This is a genomic window from Methylocaldum sp. RMAD-M, from assembly GCF_017832375.1.
Taxonomy (GTDB): Bacteria; Pseudomonadota; Gammaproteobacteria; order Methylococcales; family Methylococcaceae; genus Methylocaldum.
Genome location: NZ_JAFIBZ010000045.1, coordinates 1 through 17,046 on the forward strand (window position 1 = coordinate 1; position 17,046 = coordinate 17,046).

Annotated in this window: 18 protein-coding genes; 8 read left to right on the top strand and 10 right to left on the bottom strand. The window is 55.0% G+C overall.

What is annotated here, in order from left to right:
• Positions 1–83: 83 nt before the first annotated feature.
• Both JOD69_RS23125 and JOD69_RS23130 read right to left on the bottom strand, forming a co-directional pair.
• On the bottom strand, positions 84–1,079 hold the full coding sequence (locus JOD69_RS23125; protein ID WP_210024333.1) for an ABC transporter ATP-binding protein: 996 nt from the start codon (positions 1,077–1,079) through the stop codon (positions 84–86).
• On the bottom strand, positions 1,076–1,768 hold the full coding sequence (locus JOD69_RS23130; protein ID WP_077731277.1) for an ABC transporter permease: 693 nt from the start codon (positions 1,766–1,768) through the stop codon (positions 1,076–1,078). Before JOD69_RS23130 ends, JOD69_RS23125 begins: the two co-directional genes overlap by 4 nt.
• A 180-nt stretch (positions 1,769–1,948) precedes the next feature.
• Between JOD69_RS23130 and JOD69_RS23135 the strand changes: the two genes are divergently transcribed.
• The 4 genes from JOD69_RS23135 to JOD69_RS23150 all read left to right on the top strand — a co-directional run bounded on the left by JOD69_RS23135 (position 1,949) and on the right by JOD69_RS23150 (position 6,343).
• Positions 1,949–3,694: a proline--tRNA ligase gene (locus tag JOD69_RS23135; protein ID WP_077731278.1), complete on the top strand. Its 1,746-nt coding sequence runs from the start codon at positions 1,949–1,951 to the stop codon at positions 3,692–3,694.
• Positions 3,695–3,848: 154 nt separating this feature from the next.
• Positions 3,849–5,045: a succinyldiaminopimelate transaminase gene (gene dapC / locus JOD69_RS23140; protein WP_077731279.1), complete on the top strand. Its 1,197-nt coding sequence runs from the start codon at positions 3,849–3,851 to the stop codon at positions 5,043–5,045.
• A gap of 16 nt (positions 5,046–5,061) precedes the next feature.
• Entirely contained in the window at positions 5,062–5,877 is an 816-nt protein-coding gene (dapD, locus tag JOD69_RS23145; RefSeq protein WP_086135216.1) for a 2,3,4,5-tetrahydropyridine-2,6-dicarboxylate N-succinyltransferase, read from the top strand.
• A gap of 61 nt (positions 5,878–5,938) precedes the next feature.
• A complete protein-coding gene (locus JOD69_RS23150) occupies positions 5,939–6,343 on the top strand; it encodes a hypothetical protein (protein ID WP_077731281.1) in 405 nt (134 codons plus the stop codon).
• Between the two features lie 108 nt (positions 6,344–6,451).
• On the opposite strand, the gene JOD69_RS23155 is transcribed toward JOD69_RS23150, so the two are convergent.
• Positions 6,452–7,714, bottom strand: coding sequence for an AMP-binding protein (locus tag JOD69_RS23155; protein ID WP_210024334.1), 1,263 nt, complete (start codon positions 7,712–7,714; stop codon positions 6,452–6,454).
• A gap of 415 nt (positions 7,715–8,129) precedes the next feature.
• On the opposite strand from JOD69_RS23155, the gene JOD69_RS23160 reads away from it, so the two are divergent.
• From JOD69_RS23160 to JOD69_RS23170, 3 genes are all read left to right on the top strand, one after another.
• Complete coding sequence (locus tag JOD69_RS23160; protein WP_086135214.1) at positions 8,130–8,702, top strand: DUF3015 domain-containing protein; 573 nt, start codon at positions 8,130–8,132, stop codon at positions 8,700–8,702.
• 160 nt (positions 8,703–8,862) lie between these two features.
• The gene (locus JOD69_RS23165) at positions 8,863–10,641 is read left to right on the top strand and encodes a DUF4105 domain-containing protein (RefSeq protein ID WP_086135213.1); all 1,779 of its coding nucleotides are present in this window, start codon (positions 8,863–8,865) and stop codon (positions 10,639–10,641) included.
• A 53-nt stretch (positions 10,642–10,694) separates the two neighbouring features.
• Positions 10,695–11,534, top strand: coding sequence for an alpha/beta hydrolase (locus JOD69_RS23170; protein ID WP_086135212.1), 840 nt, complete (start codon positions 10,695–10,697; stop codon positions 11,532–11,534).
• Positions 11,535–11,555: 21 nt separating this feature from the next.
• On the opposite strand, the gene JOD69_RS23175 is transcribed toward JOD69_RS23170, so the two are convergent.
• Genes JOD69_RS23175 through tatA form a run of 4 tightly spaced genes read right to left on the bottom strand, consistent with a single transcriptional unit; the run spans position 11,556 to position 13,639 of the window.
• A complete protein-coding gene (locus JOD69_RS23175) occupies positions 11,556–12,281 on the bottom strand; it encodes an SAM-dependent chlorinase/fluorinase (RefSeq protein WP_077731285.1) in 726 nt (241 codons plus the stop codon).
• A gap of 41 nt (positions 12,282–12,322) precedes the next feature.
• On the bottom strand, positions 12,323–13,072 hold the full coding sequence (gene tatC / locus JOD69_RS23180; RefSeq protein ID WP_077731320.1) for a twin-arginine translocase subunit TatC: 750 nt from the start codon (positions 13,070–13,072) through the stop codon (positions 12,323–12,325).
• 19 nt (positions 13,073–13,091) lie between these two features.
• Positions 13,092–13,418, bottom strand: coding sequence for a Sec-independent protein translocase protein TatB (tatB, locus tag JOD69_RS23185; protein ID WP_077731286.1), 327 nt, complete (start codon positions 13,416–13,418; stop codon positions 13,092–13,094).
• 17 nt (positions 13,419–13,435) lie between these two features.
• Positions 13,436–13,639 (bottom strand): twin-arginine translocase TatA/TatE family subunit, encoded by a 204-nt coding sequence (tatA, locus tag JOD69_RS23190; RefSeq protein ID WP_077731287.1) that lies wholly within the window; start codon positions 13,637–13,639, stop codon positions 13,436–13,438.
• A 507-nt stretch (positions 13,640–14,146) separates the two neighbouring features.
• Between tatA and panD the strand changes: the two genes are divergently transcribed.
• Positions 14,147–14,527: an aspartate 1-decarboxylase gene (panD, locus tag JOD69_RS23195; protein WP_086135211.1), complete on the top strand. Its 381-nt coding sequence runs from the start codon at positions 14,147–14,149 to the stop codon at positions 14,525–14,527.
• Between the two features lie 94 nt (positions 14,528–14,621).
• On the opposite strand, the gene folP is transcribed toward panD, so the two are convergent.
• From folP to rpoA, 3 genes are all read right to left on the bottom strand, one after another.
• A complete protein-coding gene (folP, locus tag JOD69_RS23200; RefSeq protein WP_077731289.1) occupies positions 14,622–15,431 on the bottom strand; it encodes a dihydropteroate synthase in 810 nt (269 codons plus the stop codon).
• A gap of 221 nt (positions 15,432–15,652) precedes the next feature.
• The gene (rplQ, locus tag JOD69_RS23205; RefSeq protein WP_077731290.1) at positions 15,653–16,018 is read right to left on the bottom strand and encodes a 50S ribosomal protein L17; all 366 of its coding nucleotides are present in this window, start codon (positions 16,016–16,018) and stop codon (positions 15,653–15,655) included.
• A gap of 19 nt (positions 16,019–16,037) precedes the next feature.
• A complete protein-coding gene (rpoA, locus tag JOD69_RS23210; protein WP_077731291.1) occupies positions 16,038–17,033 on the bottom strand; it encodes a DNA-directed RNA polymerase subunit alpha in 996 nt (331 codons plus the stop codon).
• Positions 17,034–17,046: the final 13 nt, after the last annotated feature.

Below are 17,046 nucleotides of genomic sequence, written 5' to 3' on the forward strand. Positions count from 1 at the left end.
ACCCTGCTTCAACGGCTGGCGCGCGCCGCGGCGTTCGCTAAGCCTCGACCCGAGTGGCAAATTCGCTTGGCTGAAGTTCATCGCTAATCAGGAAACACTTTCACCGCCGTGGCTTTAAAACTGACCCAAACTTCCTTCCCCAGTTCCAAACCGAGGCTTTGCAGCGATTCGAGTGTAATCCGGGCGTTAAGTTTCTCGCCGATATCAATGGTAATCCTCGCCCGCCCCGCCTCTTCCGCGATCATGATGATACGGCCGCGAAACGAATTACGGAGACTGGAATTCAGAGGTTCCGGGGAGAGCACGATCTCCTCGGGATCGACGGAGAGATGCGATCCCTGATCCAGCGCACGCGGCACCTGTATCGCCAGCTTGCCGGTGTCGAACACGCCGTTTCGTAGCGCTCCGCGAAACAAATTGACGAGCGGCGCCCCGACCGATCTTCCGGCGAAAAGGCTGATGGACTCGTCGGCGAGCGCGATACCCTGCACCTGCTCATGGGTGCTGAACACCACCGTGTTCCCACTTTGCCGCGCATAATTCGAGAGCACCTGCTCGACCAAGCGCACATTACTTTGATCGAGATACGTAAATGGCTCGTCGAACAACAGCACTTCGGGTGCCGGAGCCAGCGCTCTCGCCAAGGCAACCCTCTGTTTCTCGCCTCCGGAAAGCGCCCTGACGGATCGCTTTTCGAATCCGGCAAGTCCCACTCGCTCCATTGCATCCATTGCCCTGCGGTGCCGCTGTTCCTTTCCGATACCGCGCAGCCTCAGTCCCAACTCCACGTTATCCATCACGCTACCCTGAAGCAGATAAGGACTTTGCGCCACCAACCCAACGCGGCGCCGAAGTGCCAGAACGTCCTCTCGCCTGACCGGCTGACCGAAAAAATACATTTCGCCGGCATCCGGATGAATCAGAAAAGCGAGCAGCTCGAGAAGCGTGCTCTTACCGGCGCCGTTCGGACCGATCAGCGCCGTAATCCGGCCGGCGGAGATCGCCAGATGATCGATGGTCAACGCCGGCTTATCGCCATAAGCAAAAACCACGTGCTCCAGCCAATACGCTCGCTTCAACCGGCACTCCGGTCCGCAGATTGCAGTAGCCAATTCACCGAAAACGCGACCAGCAGCAACATCATGCCCAAAGCCAAACCGAGCTCGAACTCGCCTTTACTCGTCTCCAGCGCGATGGCGGTCGTCATGGTACGGGTAAGCCCCTGGATGTTCCCGCCCAACATCATCGCCGTTCCCACTTCTCCGATGGCTCGCCCGAAACCGGCCGCAACCGCCACCAACAGGGCCAAGCGGGTTTCCGACAATACCAGCCCGAACTGCTGCGCCGGGCTGGCGCCTAAAGAGCGCAACGTAGGCAGCAGACGCGGATCGGCGGATTCGACGGCGGTCATCGCAAGATTCATGATGAGCGGAAAAATCAGCACCGCCTCGCCGATGATGACGGCCGTCGGGGTGTACAAAAGAGCGAGCTCGCCCAACGGCCCGCGGCGGCTGAACAACCCGTAAAAAATCAGGCCGATCATAACCGTCGGCATCGCCATCGAAGCGTTCAAGCTCCGCCGCAGGAGCCGCTTTCCCTTAAATTCAATAGATGCCGACCAGACGCCGGCCGGAACCGCGAGAAGCGCTGCGCAAACGGTTGCGGTAAGCGAGATCTCGAGCGATGTCCAGACGATTCGGTAAACCTCGGGATCGAACTGAAAGATTAGACGGAGCGCGGCAAAAAAAGAATCGACAAAGTAGTCCATGAAGGAATAACAGGAGCGGCAGGACCGAATTTTGCGAAAACACGAAAGAACAAGCAAGTTTTCCAGTTACTCTGTTCTCGCGCTCAAAAAATCGACCTGCACGATTCAATCTTCGCTGACGGCCCGTGCTGGCTGACGATACAATAGAATCATTTCTCATTTGGACGTATTCCATCCATCATGCGCACCAGCCAATTTCCGCTCAACACCATCAAAGAAACCCCGGCCGATGCCGAAATCGTCAGCCATAAGCTGATGCTGCGCGCCGGTCTGATCCGCAAGCTCGCCGCCGGCCTTTATACGTGGCTCCCTTTGGGGCTGCGCGTACTCCGCAAGGTGGAAAACATAGTCCGCGAGGAAATGGATCGCAGCGGCGCTTTGGAAGTGCTCATGCCGGCGGTGCAACCCGCGGAGCTCTGGCAGGAATCGGGGCGCTGGGATGTGTTCGGCCCGGAACTCTGCCGATTCAAGGATCGCCACGAGCGCGATTTCTGCCTAGGTCCCACTCACGAGGAAATCATCACCGATCTGGTCCGCAGCGAAATCAAAAGCTACAAGCAGTTGCCGGTCAACTTTTACCAGATTCAAACGAAATTCCGGGACGAGATCCGCCCGCGGTTCGGCGTCATGCGGGCTCGCGAATTCCTGATGAAGGATGCCTACTCTTTCCATCTCGACAAGGACTCCTTGCAGGAAACCTACGACCGGATGTACGAGACTTACTCCCGTATCTTCGAACGGCTGGGACTGCGATTCCGTGCGGTGCTGGCCGATACCGGCGCTATCGGCGGGAGCATGTCCCATGAGTTTCACGTGCTGGCCGATTCCGGCGAGGATGCCATCGCCTTTTCCGACCGGAGCGATTATGCCGCCAATATCGAGATGGCCGAAGCTATCGCTCCCGCCGAAGCGCGTGCGCCTGCGAGCCGTCCCATGGAGAAGATCGCTACCCCTGGCAAGACCAGTATTGCCGAGGTAGCGGAATTCCTGAACGTCCCTGCTGAAAAAATCGTCAAGGCCATCGCCGTGATGATCGGCAAGCGCGACCTCGATAGGGAGTGGGAAGAGTTTTGCCTGTTACTGCTGCGGGGCGATCATGAGCTCAACGAAGTGAAGGCCGGAAAGATCCTCGGCAGTTTCCGCTTTGCCACCGACGATGAAATCGAGCAGCACATGGGCTCTCGGGCGGGCTACATCGGCCCGGTCCAAATGCCCGGCGCGAAAGGAGCCATAAACGTCATCGCCGATCGCCCCGTTCCGGCCATGAGCGATTTCGTCTGCGGCGCCAACGAGAAGGGGTTCCATCTGATCGGCGTCAACTGGGACCGAGACCAACCGGCGCCCCGACATGTCCACGACCTCCGCAAGGTGACGGAAGGCGATCCTAGCCCGGACGGCAAAGGAAATCTCCGCATCGCACGCGGCATCGAAGTCGGGCATGTCTTCCAGCTCGGCACCAAATACAGCGAAGCGATGCAGGCCACGGTGCTCAACGAAGAAGGAAAAAACCAGGCGCTGATCATGGGCTGCTACGGCATAGGCGTGTCACGCGTGGTCGCCGCCGCCATCGAGCAGAACCACGACGAACGGGGAATCGTCTGGCCCGAAGCGCTCGCACCGTTCCAGGTCGCTCTCGTGCCGATCAACATGCACACATCGGAACGGCTGCAGGAGATCGCCGAGCATCTGTACCGCTCTCTTCGGAACGAAGGGATCGAAGTCTTGTTCGACGACCGAAAGGCTCGTCCCGGCGTCATGTTCGCCGACTTGGAACTGATCGGCATTCCGCATCGGGTGGTCGTCAGCGAGCGTCTGCTCGAATCGAATCAGGCCGAATACAAGGGGAGACGGGATGCCGAAGCGATTCAAATTCCGCTGGAGGAAGTCGTGCCGTTCATTCGGGCGCGGCTAAACGGCATCGGTTAGCCGCAGCCCGGCGTCCAGTTGCGGGACGCCGGGCCGTCCGTCCACAATTTGCGCGGTTTGATCGCGCAAGTTGGAACCGCCCTCGTATGCCCTTATACTATGGCCCCGCTTTTTAAGCGGTAAGGCGCTGAACTATGGAACCGAACCGTCCGGCATGAATCCTCATCTGCAAAAACTACAGCCCTACCCGTTCGAAAAGCTGTCCGAACTCAAGCAAGGAATTACTCCCCCGGGCGACAAGCCTCATATTGCCCTGTCGATAGGCGAGCCCAAGCATCCGACGCCTCACTTCATTGCCGAAAGCCTGATCGCGCACCTCCACGGGCTGGCCAATTACCCGGCCACCAAGGGGCTCTTGGAACTGCGCCGAACCATCGCGGACTGGCTGTCGCGCCGGTTTTCCCTGCCTCCGGCGAGCGTGGACCCGGAACGCCACGTACTGCCCTGCAACGGGACCCGCGAGGCGTTGTTCTCGTTCGCTCAGTATGTCATCGATGCCGCCGAGCAACCGCTGGTATTGATGCCCAACCCGTTCTATCAGATCTACGAGGGCGCAGCCCTGCTGGGCGGTGCGGAACCCTATTTTCTCAATACGACACGAGAAACAGGCTATCTGCCGGACTTCGAATCGGTGCCGGACAAGATTTGGGAACGTTGCCAGCTGATTTACATCTGCTCGCCCGGCAATCCCTCAGGCTCCGTCATTAGCGCCGAGACGCATAGAGCGCTCATCAATCTGTCCGAGCGCCATGATTTCATCATCGCTTCGGATGAGTGTTATTCCGAGATTTATCTTGACGAATCGGTTCCGCCTCCAAGCTTGCTGCAGTCTGCCCATGACATGGGCAATACGGAATTCAAGCGCTGCGTCGTGTTTCATAGCCTCTCCAAGCGTTCCAACGCGCCGGGACTGCGGTCCGGTTTCGTTGCCGGGGATGCCGATATCCTCAAGCAGTACCAGAGGTATCGCACCTATCACGGCTGCGCGCTCTCGCTGCCGGTTCAGCACGCGAGCATCAAAGCCTGGCAAGATGAAAAGCATGTCACGGAAAGCCGAGCGGCGTATCGGCGGAAGTTCTCCGCAGTCCACGACGTTCTGAAGGACCATCTGGATCTGTCGATACCGCCAGGCGGCTTCTATCTCTGGCCCGATGTCCACCGCGATGATTGCCAATTCGCGCAGGATCTTTATGCGCGGCAAAATCTGACCGTGCTGCCCGGCAGTTTTCTGTCCCGCGAAGCGCATGGGATCAATCCCGGCCAAAATCATGTCAGGATAGCCTTGGTCGCCCCTCTGGAGGAATGCGTGGAGGCGGCCCACCGCATTCGAGAGTTCATTCAATCCATGTAAATCGAAAAGTAAAGCCATGTCCTTAGAAAACATCATCAACGAAGCCTTTGAAGACCGAGCCCAGCTCACTCCGACCTCGACCAGCGCGGTGATCCGTGAAGCCGTTCAGGAAGCCTTGACGTTGCTGGACAGCGGACGCGCCCGTGTCGCCGAAAAGAAAAACGGGGATTGGGTCGTCAATCAATGGCTCAAGAAAGCCGTGCTGCTGTCTTTCCGGATCTCCGACAACCGCATCATGGAAGGCGGCGAGACGAAATATTTCGACAAGGTCGAACCGAAATTCGGCGGCTTCAGGCCGGAACACTTTGCCGCCATGAGCGCCCGCGTGGTGCCGCCGGCGACCGTCCGGCACGGCGCCTACATCGGCCCCGGTGTCGTGCTGATGCCGTCGTTCGTCAATATCGGCGCTTACGTCGATTCCGGCACGATGGTCGACACCTGGGCGACGGTGGGCTCCTGCGCCCAGATCGGCAAGAACGTGCACCTGTCCGGCGGCGTCGGTATCGGCGGCGTGCTGGAACCCTTGCAGGCTGCGCCCACCATCATCGAGGACAACTGCTTCATCGGTGCGCGCTCGGAGATCGTCGAAGGGGTGATCGTCGAAGAAGGTTCGGTCATCTCCATGGGTGTCTACATCGGCCAGAGTACCAAGATCTACAACCGAATGACCGGCGAGATCACTTACGGACGCGTACCGGCCGGCTCGGTGGTGGTATCCGGAAACCTGCCCGCGAAGGATGGAAGCCATAGTCTTTATTGCGCAGTCATCATCAAGCAGGTGGACGAAAAAACCCGCAGTAAAGTCGGTATCAACGAACTGCTACGCGATTGATCGAATTCCGAGACGCGCAAATCCATTCGGGAGAGTTCCATCCCAACTACGAGGTAATACCATGAAGAAGAGCCTGTTTTTGACTTTCGCCCTGTTGTTTTCGGCAAATGTTTTCGCCTCCACGGACCATTACATCCGTCGTGAGGGCGATCATGTCCAGCATCTTAAAATCCGCAAATTCGGAGACGACATCAAGGTGACCATGGACGTGGATTTCGAGCCCACCGGTTCGACCGAGGAAGGCCGGAGATCATGTTCCGCGGAAATTTCAGGCGAAGCCAAGGCAGTCAGCGAAAACGAGATCGTGCTGAAAAAACAGGCAGAAGGCGAAGCTCACTATTGCGCGCTGAGGATTTTGCTGTCCAATGACGGTGCCAAGGTCGAGCAATCGCCGGACTGTAAATATTTCGTCGCAGGCATCTGCCATTTCGACAGCGAAGGGCGAGAACTGATCAAGGTTAAATAAACGGGTTGGTTGTCCTCGAAAATGCGAAGCCCTGCTCACACTGCGGGGCTTTTTTATCCCAGGAGAGCGTTTCGACTCCTCGTCGAGTACCGAAGCAGAACACCACGGTCAAATCGTCGACAATTGCTCCGCCATCTCGGCCAAAGTTTGTCGGGGCAACTTGCCGGTCTCCGAACGAGGCAATTTGTCCAGCAAATACAAAGGGCGAGGCAGGAAAACCGGATCGAGACGCGCCTGCAATTCTGCAAGCAGCTGTTCCTTAGTCTTGCCGGGAGCTACGGCGAAAGCGATCAGGCGGACGGTCCCTTCAGGGCCATCCGGCAAAAAAAAGACCCCGTCCCGGACCCCGTCTATCTCGTTCAACACATGATTTAGAGCACCGAGCGAGGTGCGCTTTCCGGCGATGTTGACCAGATCCGCGTTGCGTCCCAACAGTTTGAACTGCCGAGCGCCACAACATTCGATCAAATCGTTCAACACGACAGGTCCGGGAAGATGGTGGGCATCGACCCATGATTCGCCACCTTTCGCCTGAAAACGCACGCCGTCGAACGCATGCCACATGTCGTCTCGACTCGTGCGGCGGGAGGCAATCGATCCCGCTTCCGTACAGCCGTAAATCTCCAGCACGCGGGTTCGAAACAGACCTTCCGCCTTGGCTGCCCAGTCGCGAGAAAGCGGTGCCGTAGCGGAGACGATGAGCTCGATCTCCGGAAGATCTTCCCCGGCCTCGATCAGTGCCCGTATGTGCACCGGCGTCGTTACGAGGATTCGCGGCTCCGGGCACAATTCCAAAGCGGCGCGGATATCGGCCGGAAAAAAAGGCTTACCGGAGTGCAGCGCCATTCCGCCAAGGCAAAGCGGCAGAAGAATACTGGTCTCGAGACCGTACATGTGCTGCGGCGGTACCGTGGCGATGACACTAGCCGACTGCCCCGGCCTCAAACCTAGGCCAGCCCCGATCAGTTTCGCACTCTCGCAAAAGCTCAGCCACGTTTTGACGTGAGCTTTCGGCTGGCCTGTGCTACCGGACGTAAACGCGATTGCAACTACTCGATCTCCCGGAATCTCCGGGATGTAAGCGTCCTGGCGTGGCGTCTGTCGTGGGCTGCAATCGTAACGGACGATCGTATCAAGTCCTTCCGGAAAATCCGGACCGTCAACCAGGGAATAAAGCTGCGGATAGTGTTCCGTCACTTGCTGCAAGACCCTAGGTGCCCGGCTCGGCGGCAGCAGGTTGATCTGCCCTTTGAGCACGGCTGCGGCGAAAGCCGCAAGAAACCGGTATCGGTTCTCGCAGAGATTGACCATGTAAGGACGATCGGGGAGATTTGCCGCCAGATTGATTACTTCCCGGAAAAATTCGCCCAAAGTTATGGAACGGCCGTTATCAATAGCGATAATTCGGGCATCGCTAAAACGGTCGATCAATGGATAGTGCGGCCTGAGGAGGCTGGCGCCGTGGGAAATGATTTTGTCTTGATATTTCGTTAATGGCCTGTTTGGCACGGGTGTTATTCGCTATTTTTAGGATGACTTTTGCGCAAAAACTATACGCAAAGCGCTAAGGTATTTAAATGAAGCGACTGTATTCTCTTGTATACGAACCGTAACTCTTTTGGAGCCGGCGTTCCATCTCCCGCTTTTGCTAAAAGAATTACTGCAATACGACCTGCCTGCAAAACGTCGCGCCAATTTGCCGGACTGAAACACTGAAAACCGCTCCAAACTCGACTTAAACCAGCAGATAAATTTACAAGCTTCGGCACAATCTGGTATTAAGGGAATGGCGCTTCATTTCGCGCTCCGTGTCGATCTAAGTTCAACAACCTCAAGGAGAATTCCAATGAAAAAGATGATGACAGTGATGGGTGGTTTGTTGTTAATCAGTCCTATCCTAGCCCACGCGACCAGCCATACCCAAGGAGCCGGTCCCAGGGGAGATGGCGCAAGTGGTTGCGGCTGGGGAGCGTTGCTGTTCGACGGCAACAGCGGCGTCGGCGCCCATTCACTCGCGATTACCACCAATGGCAGCTTCGGCAACAACACTTTCGGTATATCCTCCGGCACCAACGGTTGCGACGCCAACCAAACCATTCGCTACAGGGGCGGCCGCATGTACATCGGGGCCAACATGACCAAGCTGGCCGAGGACATGTCTCGCGGAAACGGCGAAACACTTGCCGGGCTTTCCGAAGTTATGGGCATCGCAAAAGAAGATCGCCTGGCCTTTTTCGCGCTGGTCAAGAAACATTTCGCCGTGATTTATCCGCGAGAATCCGTTACCAGCGACGAGGTAATGGACGCCTTGATCGTCGTGATGAAGTCCGACTCCGCATTGGCCAAGTACGTCGGCTGATCCCTAGCTTGCGAGGCGCTCCCCGAAATATGAAGCGCCTCTTCTTTCATCCGCCGTGAAGTCGCTCTTATGCCTCGTTGTTGCTCTGACATTTCAGACGGCAGCTTTCCGCGCCTTTGGGTCGGAAAATCCCTCGATACTGCTTCGACAGGCGCGAGCGATGCGTCTGCACGACGACCCTACCTGGCTGGCCCTGGGCCATTACCGGCGCACTCCCTTCGGAGACTGGGCCAGCGATGCGGACGACCCGGCCTTTTTTCTTGCCGAAACGGGTCAACACGATCCCGACGCGGAATTATCCGCCACCCTTCTAGCCTATTTTGCGCCAGGAGACGGAGACGAGCACCCTCGGTGCCGATTTCCCGCTCGTTATCATTGGCTAAAAAGCCGGCTCGATTTCGGCGGTTCGCTATCTTCGGATCACGACTGCAAAGCGTTTTCCGAATGGACCGAGACCCTGAAGGCCCATTCGGTAAGCCTGATCTTTCCCGCATCCTACCTGAACAGCCCGTCATCCATGTTCGGACATACTTTTTTGCGCCTGGACCGCGAAAATCAGGATGAAAATGCACGCCTGCTGGCCCATACGATCAATTATGCGGCGGACGTGAATGTGGCGGACAACGAATTGTTCTACGCGTACCGAGGTCTGTTCGGTGGCTATCCGGGCGTGATTTCGGTACAGCCGTTTTATGAAAAAGTTAAGGAATACAGCGACTTCGAAAACCGCGATATTTGGGAATATTCCCTTAACCTGTCGCCCGCCGAAACCGCGCAACTGATCCGTCACGTCTGGGAAATTCGGCCGATTCGGTTCGACTATTACTTTATCGGAGAAAACTGCTCTTATCGTATTTTGAGCTTGCTGGATGTCGTGCGTCCGGCTCTTGCGCTTCGGGAGAAATTTCCCTACCGCTCCATTCCCTCGGATACCGTGCGCGCCATCGTTGATGCGGGATTGGTCGAGCATGTGGATTACCGTCCATCCGCGGCAACGGTGTTGAACGAGCATACCCGCCAGCTCACGTCTGACCAACGCCGCGTGGCCAGACAGTTGGCAGATGGAAAAATCGCGCTGGACAGCGCTGCTCTTAGACCGATGTCTGCCGCCGAACAAGCGGCTACACTGGAGACGGCATACGAGTCTTTGCGCTACCGGTCGTTGGCCGACAAATTGCCGAGGGAGCGTGTTGCCGGTCTGAGTTATAAACTCCTGCTGGCCCGCAGCCGGATCGATGACGTTTCACCGCTAAAACCGCCGGAGCGTCCGGCCACTCGGGATGATGAAGGGCACAAGCCTTGGCGCGCCGACCTCGGCTTCGGTTTTTTCGATCATACGGCGTTCGGCTCATTCCGATTGCGCTCCGCCTATCACGATCTGACCGATCCTTTAGCCGGCTACCGGCTGGGAGCCCAGATCAAATTTCTCGATGCCAGTGTCCGGTATTACGAAGACGAGAGATTCCGCGTCGAAGCCGTGGATGTCATCAATATCGCATCATTAACCCCGCGCACAGAGTTTATCCAGCCCTTGTCCTGGTCCGTCGGCCTCGGCGCCCGGCGAAAATTGCTTGAAACCGGCCGACCGTTGGTCGGCTATCTGGACGGAGGCGTCGGTTTGAGCTACAGCATCGGCGACGGAATGATCTTCGGCCTAGTGAACGGCACGCTTGAAGTAAGCGAGTCGGTTCGACCGAACGTCGATATCGGGCTTGGCCCCCGCATCGGCTGGCTGTATCGCGGCCTGGGCGGGCAGGGACTGCTGGATTTTCGAATTGACTGCTATATCGTGGAAGACGAGTATTGCACGGGCGGATTGCGCTTGGACCATACGGTGAATCTAGGCAAGGACTATGCGCTGAACCTGCGTCTCGGCCGAGACCGGGGAGAGCGTACTTATGCGAGTGAATTTCTTTTGTCGGTGCGGCGGTATTTTTGAGAGTCGAACAAATATTGCCGCGTATTTGCATCCGGCGCTGATGGAGCATTACCGTGTCCCGATGCTTTTTCCGAAATCTTTTGATTATTCCGTTCGCCCTTAGCCTTTCCGGATGCGCCAGCCTGCTTTTTTATCCGGACCGGGCGATGCGGCTCACACCCGATGCCTTAGGCCTGAAATACGAAGATGTAAACCTGGTCACCCCAGACGGGATTAAATTACACGGCTGGTTCTTGTTTGCTCGCGGCGCCCCGCGCGGAACGGTATTTTTCCTCCACGGCAATGCCCAGAACATCAGCACTCACATCTATAGCGTCGCCTGGCTGCCGGAAAAAGGATATCAGGTGTTTCTCCTCGACTATCGCGGCTATGGACTATCCGACGGCTCGCCAGGTCTGCCGGAAGTGTTGACCGATGTGGCTACAGGCTTTCAATGGCTTTTGAGCGAACCTCGCGTAGCGAACAGAAACCTTTTCCTTGTCGGCCAAAGCCTAGGTGCAAACTTGGGCGCCTACTACGCGGGCGCGAATCCGGAAGCGCGGCAACGCTTAACTGCGATCGTTTTGGATGCGCCTTTTGCCAGCTATCGCGAAATCACCCGTGACAAACTGGCCCAAGTCCCGATCACGTGGCCGCTACAGTATCCGCTCTCCCGGCTGATGCCGGACGACTATAGCCCGATCAAAAATATCGCCGAGATATCACCATTGCCGCTGCTCATCATCTGCAGCGAAACCGATGACATAGTGCCGGCCCGTCACAGCATCACGCTGTTCGAAGCGGCCGGCGAACCCAAGTCGCTCTGGGTCACCGAAGGATTTCACATCGCCACCTTTGGTCAAGAGAAGAACCGCCAACGCTTGCTCTCTTTTCTCGAGGAACACGGACGCTAAACGCTCCAGCGACCAACAATCTTATGCCTTGAACGAAATGGCCGTACCGAGGGACAACTTTAAGTCGCAATCGGCGCGTCCACAGTTGACTGCGATTTCAATCAGTCCGATTGAGTTTTGATACCAGAAGGCTTGGCCGGCGGGAACCGAACAAAATGTGTTAGCCTGCCGTAACGACTGGCCATTTGCACAGAGCGTCATTCCGCAGTATTCAGTCCTGTGCCGCATTCCAGTAATGGCATTGCCGTAGTGATCGAAATAGATGATCTCGGCGAGATCGGACGGCCATTCGATCAGATCCGGTTTCTGATGGTTGTGGCTCGCCCAGCTGAAGTCATGGGTGGCAATGCGTGCAGCGATAGGAGCGAAAAGATCGCGGCCGTGAAAACTCGACGAGAGCATCCTTGGACGCCAATCGATCACCCGCCATTCCGCTTCGGCCGATTGCGCTGCCACAGTATTGAGGAGACCGTTATCCGGCCCCACAAACCATTGCCCATCCGCTTGTAGAACAACCGGCAACCGTTCACCGCCGACGCCGGGATCGACCACGGCAAGAAATACGCTACCGGTCGGAAGTTGTTTGCACAGGGCTGCGAGCAGATATGAACTCCACCGGGGCTCGCCCATGGGTGCGTTGCTAACGAGATTTACAATGTCGACTCCCGGCGCCCGCAATCGCAGCACCGCTTCCATTTGCCCAAGATACGGCCCGTCTGAACCGAAATCGGTAAATAGAAAAATCATATCGGTGTCAGCAACAGCGGATTGACGGCTATGGTCTGACCTTACTCGTCTTGGAGGTTTGGAATCTGCTCTATGCGTCTAGGCCGAAACAATCGCGAAAATACAAGCCCCAACTCGAACAGCAGCCAGATGGGCACTGCCAAAAGACTTTGCGAAACCACGTCGGGAGGTGAAAGCACCATTCCGATGACAAAAGCGGCCACAATAATGTAAGGCCGTTTTTCGGACAGGCTCTCTCGGGTAGAAATGCCGCTCCAAATTAGCACGATGGTCGCAATTGGAACCTCAAACGAGACCCCGAAAGCGAAGAACAAAGTTAGTACGAAATCCAGGTAATGCGTAATATCGGTCATTACCGCTACTCCCGCCGGCGCCGTTGCGGTCAGGAACCCGAAAATCAGAGGGAAGACCAGATAATAGGCAAACGCCATACCCCCATAAAACAGCACTGTACTTGCAAACAGAAGCGGCAGCACCAGACGGCGCTCATGCTCATATAAGCCCGGCGCGACAAAGGCCCAAACTTGGTAAAGAATATACGGTATCGACAGGAAAACCGCCGCCACCAGCGTAAGCTTGAACGGTGTCAGGAATGGCGAGGCGACATCGATCGCGATCATTTGCGAACCGGGCGGCAAATGCTTCATGAGCGGCCCTGCCAAATAAGCGTAGATCTCGTTGGCAAAATAGGCCATGCTCATAAAAACAAACAAAACCACGAGTATGCACCGCAGCAGTCTATCCCGTAGTTCTACTAGGTGAGAAATAAAAGGTTGCTCGGTGTCTTGCATCTGTCCCCGACTATACTTTTTATAGTTCACCATCGCGGTGCTTAGAAGCAGGCTCTTTTTCGTCCGTTTCGTTCGGATCAGATATCGACACGCGATCTTTCTTTTTGCCAGGTCGCACCGGAGTCGATAATAACTCCACCTTTTTCTTTTCTTCTAATAAAGATTGACGCAACTCTTGCAACTGAAGCTCATGGTCAATTTCTTGCCTCACCGAAGCGGCCATTGCACGAGCCCTTCGAACCCACAGTGCGACCTCTCTTGCCACCTTGGGTAGACGCTCCGGACCGAACACCAGAAGCGATACGACACCTACCAAGACCAATTCCCAAAAGCCAATATCGAACATGCTTTTTTGAATCGTTGTTAGGTCGTCTTGTCTTTGTTCTCGTGGACCGCCTCTCCGTCGATCGTCCTCCCGGATTTCTCTTCGTCCCCCTCGCTCATCGCACTACGAAAACTCTTTATTGCCGATCCCAGATCGCCGCCAATGTTACGTAGTCGTTTGGTGCCGAACAGCAACAGTACGATCAAGAAAAGGAGCAGTAGCTCCCATATACCGATACCCATCAATTTACTCCTACATGCTTTTAGTGACGTTAACTCGAGAGATATTACCGAATTCGCTTCGTTAAAAATAACCAGGCATTTTCCCGGCCAAGATCCAGTACGATTCTCTGCATCCGTTTCTTGGTCATTGGTAATCGCCATATTCTACTGTTAAAGAATTTACGGGCACATAGAGCGAGCTGGCCACTGCAAATTAAAACCACGAAAATAAGACCGCACAAAATTAAATAAGTTAGGCCTACCGTATAAAACTAGCACTACTTCCATCCGACATCCCGTTTCACTCCGACCTTGGCGACCGCTGACACCTCAGTGCCTAAGGTAAATCATCCATAACAGCCCCTCCGGCCAAGAGACAAGATCGCTGGCACTTTCCTTGCGACGTTCTGCCTTAATCACCTATAATCAATGGTTCCGCCAAGCCGACTAATTCTACGCCGGGTTGCTACTGTCTAGCTTTTTCTGGATAATCCCCGACTCGAACGAGCCTACTCACAGGTTTACCGTATGCAAACGATGATGCTCAAAGCAAAGCTACACAGAGCTCGAGTGACACACTCCGAACTCGAGTATGAGGGCTCTTGTGCCATTGATGGTTTGCTACTCGAACGCTCGGGAATCAGAGAATATGAACAAATCCACATTTATAATGTTAACAACGGGCAAAGGTTCACTACCTACGCCATTCGCGCACAAGAGGGATCGGGCGTAATTTCTGTCAATGGCGCTGCCGCTCGTCTTGCTGCTCCTGGAGACATCATGATTATATGCGCCTACGTAGGGTTAAATCAGAGCGAACTCATCGGCTATAAACCCACACTGATCTATCTTGGAGAACACAACCAAATCGTCCGGACGGGTCAGTCGATACCCATACAAGCAGCCTGAGCTCAACTGCGTCACCTACTGATTTAGCGGTTTGCATTTAATAACTTAGCCGAATCGCCGGGACTAACTGACAGTTCGCCATCGTGCCGCCAATTCACATCCGCAAAACCGCCGCGGTCACATCCGCAGCCTGACGGTTGGGCTTAACATCGTGCACGCGAAACAAAGCCACTCCAGCCGATACTCCAAGAACAGTAGTTGCTATCGTCGCCCCCACCAGTTCCGGCGGATGACTCTCGCCGCAGATCGCCCCCATAAAGCGCTTCCTGCTTGTCCCTAATAAAACCTTATAACCCGTCGCCACGAAGCGACTTAGCTCTTTAATCAACCGCAGATTGTCGTCTTTCCGCTTTCCAAACCCGATGCCAGGATCGATGACAATGTTCTCGGCCGCAACCCCTTCTTTCATTGCAGCTTCTGCCCGTTCCATTAAGAACACCAATACTTCTTCGACTACATCCGTATACACGGGGTTATCTTGCATACCTTTTGGCTTGCCCTGCATATGCATAAGTACCAACGGCACACCAACCTTTGCTGCTACCGAGAACATCCTTGGGTCATCCCTACCGGCTGAGATATCATTCACCATGTTTACGCCAGCAGATATCGCTTCCTCTGCGACGCGACTTCTTGTCGTATCGACGCTTAACATCACATTGTGCGGCAAATGGCTGCGCAAAGTACGAACGACCGGAATGACGCGGCTAAGTTGCGCCTCTTCGCTAACCGGCTCTGAGCCGGGCCGCGTCGACTCCCCACCGATATCGATGATATCCGCACCCTCTAATACCATACGTTGCGCATGCAATAACGCGTCCGCTGGCACACAATACCGGCCACCATCCGAAAAGCTATCTGGAGTTACGTTCAGAATCCCCATGATAAGGGGCTTATATTGCATGACGGAGTTCCCGCGCAAGAGCACCGTTAGATGCCGAAAATTCCGCTTGGTGACGGTAGTATAAATGAGCGACCGATATTTTCTCAGCCGCTTCCTACGTTATATGAGTAGGCTAGGCAATGCGGAAAACTTTACTTTGCTGCAGAGCAATTGGCCCGCATAAGCGGGCCAACGACATTGGCCATTCAGGCCAATCTTGCACCTTAGCCGGCGTCCGGCTCTTATGCGTTTGACCGATCAACAAGTTCTACGTATGCCATGGGTGTGGCATCGCCCCTGCGGAAACCGCATTTCAAAATCCTTAAATAGCCACCCGGCCGATCCTTAAATCGGGGTCCTAACTCGTCGAACAGTTTTACGACTGCGTCACGGTCTCTGATACGCGCAAACGCAAGGCGTCGTGCGGCTACGCTATTCTTCTTCGACAAGGTGATCAAAGGCTCAGCAAACCGCCTGATCTCTTTCGCTTTCGGCAAAGTCGTTTGAATGATCTCATGTTGGATCAAGGAGGCAGTTAGGTTTCGAAACAAGGCGTTTCGGTGACTGCCGGTAATATTTAGTTTTCTACCCGAATTACGATGCCGCATTTGTTACACCCACACAAATTTAAGAGTCTTGTTGGTCACGTTTAAGACCCTCGGGAGGCCAATTTTCAAGTCGCATGCCAAGTGACAAACCCTTCGTCGCCAAAACATCCTTAATTTCAGTCAGCGACTTCTTTCCAAGGTTTGGGGTTTTGAGCAAATCCACTTCGGTCCTTTGAATCAGATCGCCGATGTAGAATATGTTTTCCGCCTTCAAGCAATTAGCGGAGCGAACAGTCAGTTCGAGATCATCAACCGACCGAAGCAGCAACGGATCGAACTGCGGCCTTTCTTCGCTGATTCTCGGCGTCTCCTCACTTTTGAGGGCAACGAATACCGATAGGTGTTCGTTCAAAATCGATGCAGCTTGTCGAACCGCTTCTTCTGGATCAACCGTCCCATTAGTTTCCAGCTCCAGAATAAGCTTATCTAGATCCGTACGCTGCTCGACACGAGCGTTCTCTACCAAATACGAGACGCGCCGAATCGGGCTAAAAGAAGCGTCGATATTAAGCACGCCAACTGCGGTTTCCGCCTGCCCGGAATTCCGCGCGCCCACCGGCTGATATCCTCGACCCTTTTCAACTTTGAGCGTCATGCTTAACTTCCCGGAGTGCGTCAGATTCGCGATCTCCAACTCCGGGTTAAGAATTTCCGCATCGTGGGTAAGCTCTATGTCGCTTGCGGTAACTTTGCCAGGACCCGACTTGTTTATCTTAAGCGTAACCTCTTGTCCGGTCGGTATACGAATCGCGAGGTTCTTAAGGTTCAAAAGAATGTCAATAACGTCTTCTTGAACGCCATCTATCGTAGAGTACTCATGCAATACCCCTTCTATTGTTACTTCCGTAACTGCACAGCCGGGTATCGAGGAGAGCAGAACTCGCCTCAGCGCATTGCCCAGGGTATGACCAAACCCCCTTTCCAGAGGCTCGATTACAATCCTCGCACTGTTTCGATCTATGGGATTGACGTCAACCAACCGCGGTTTAATTAGATTCGCCAAGTAGTTTTGCATCGATTAGGAACAA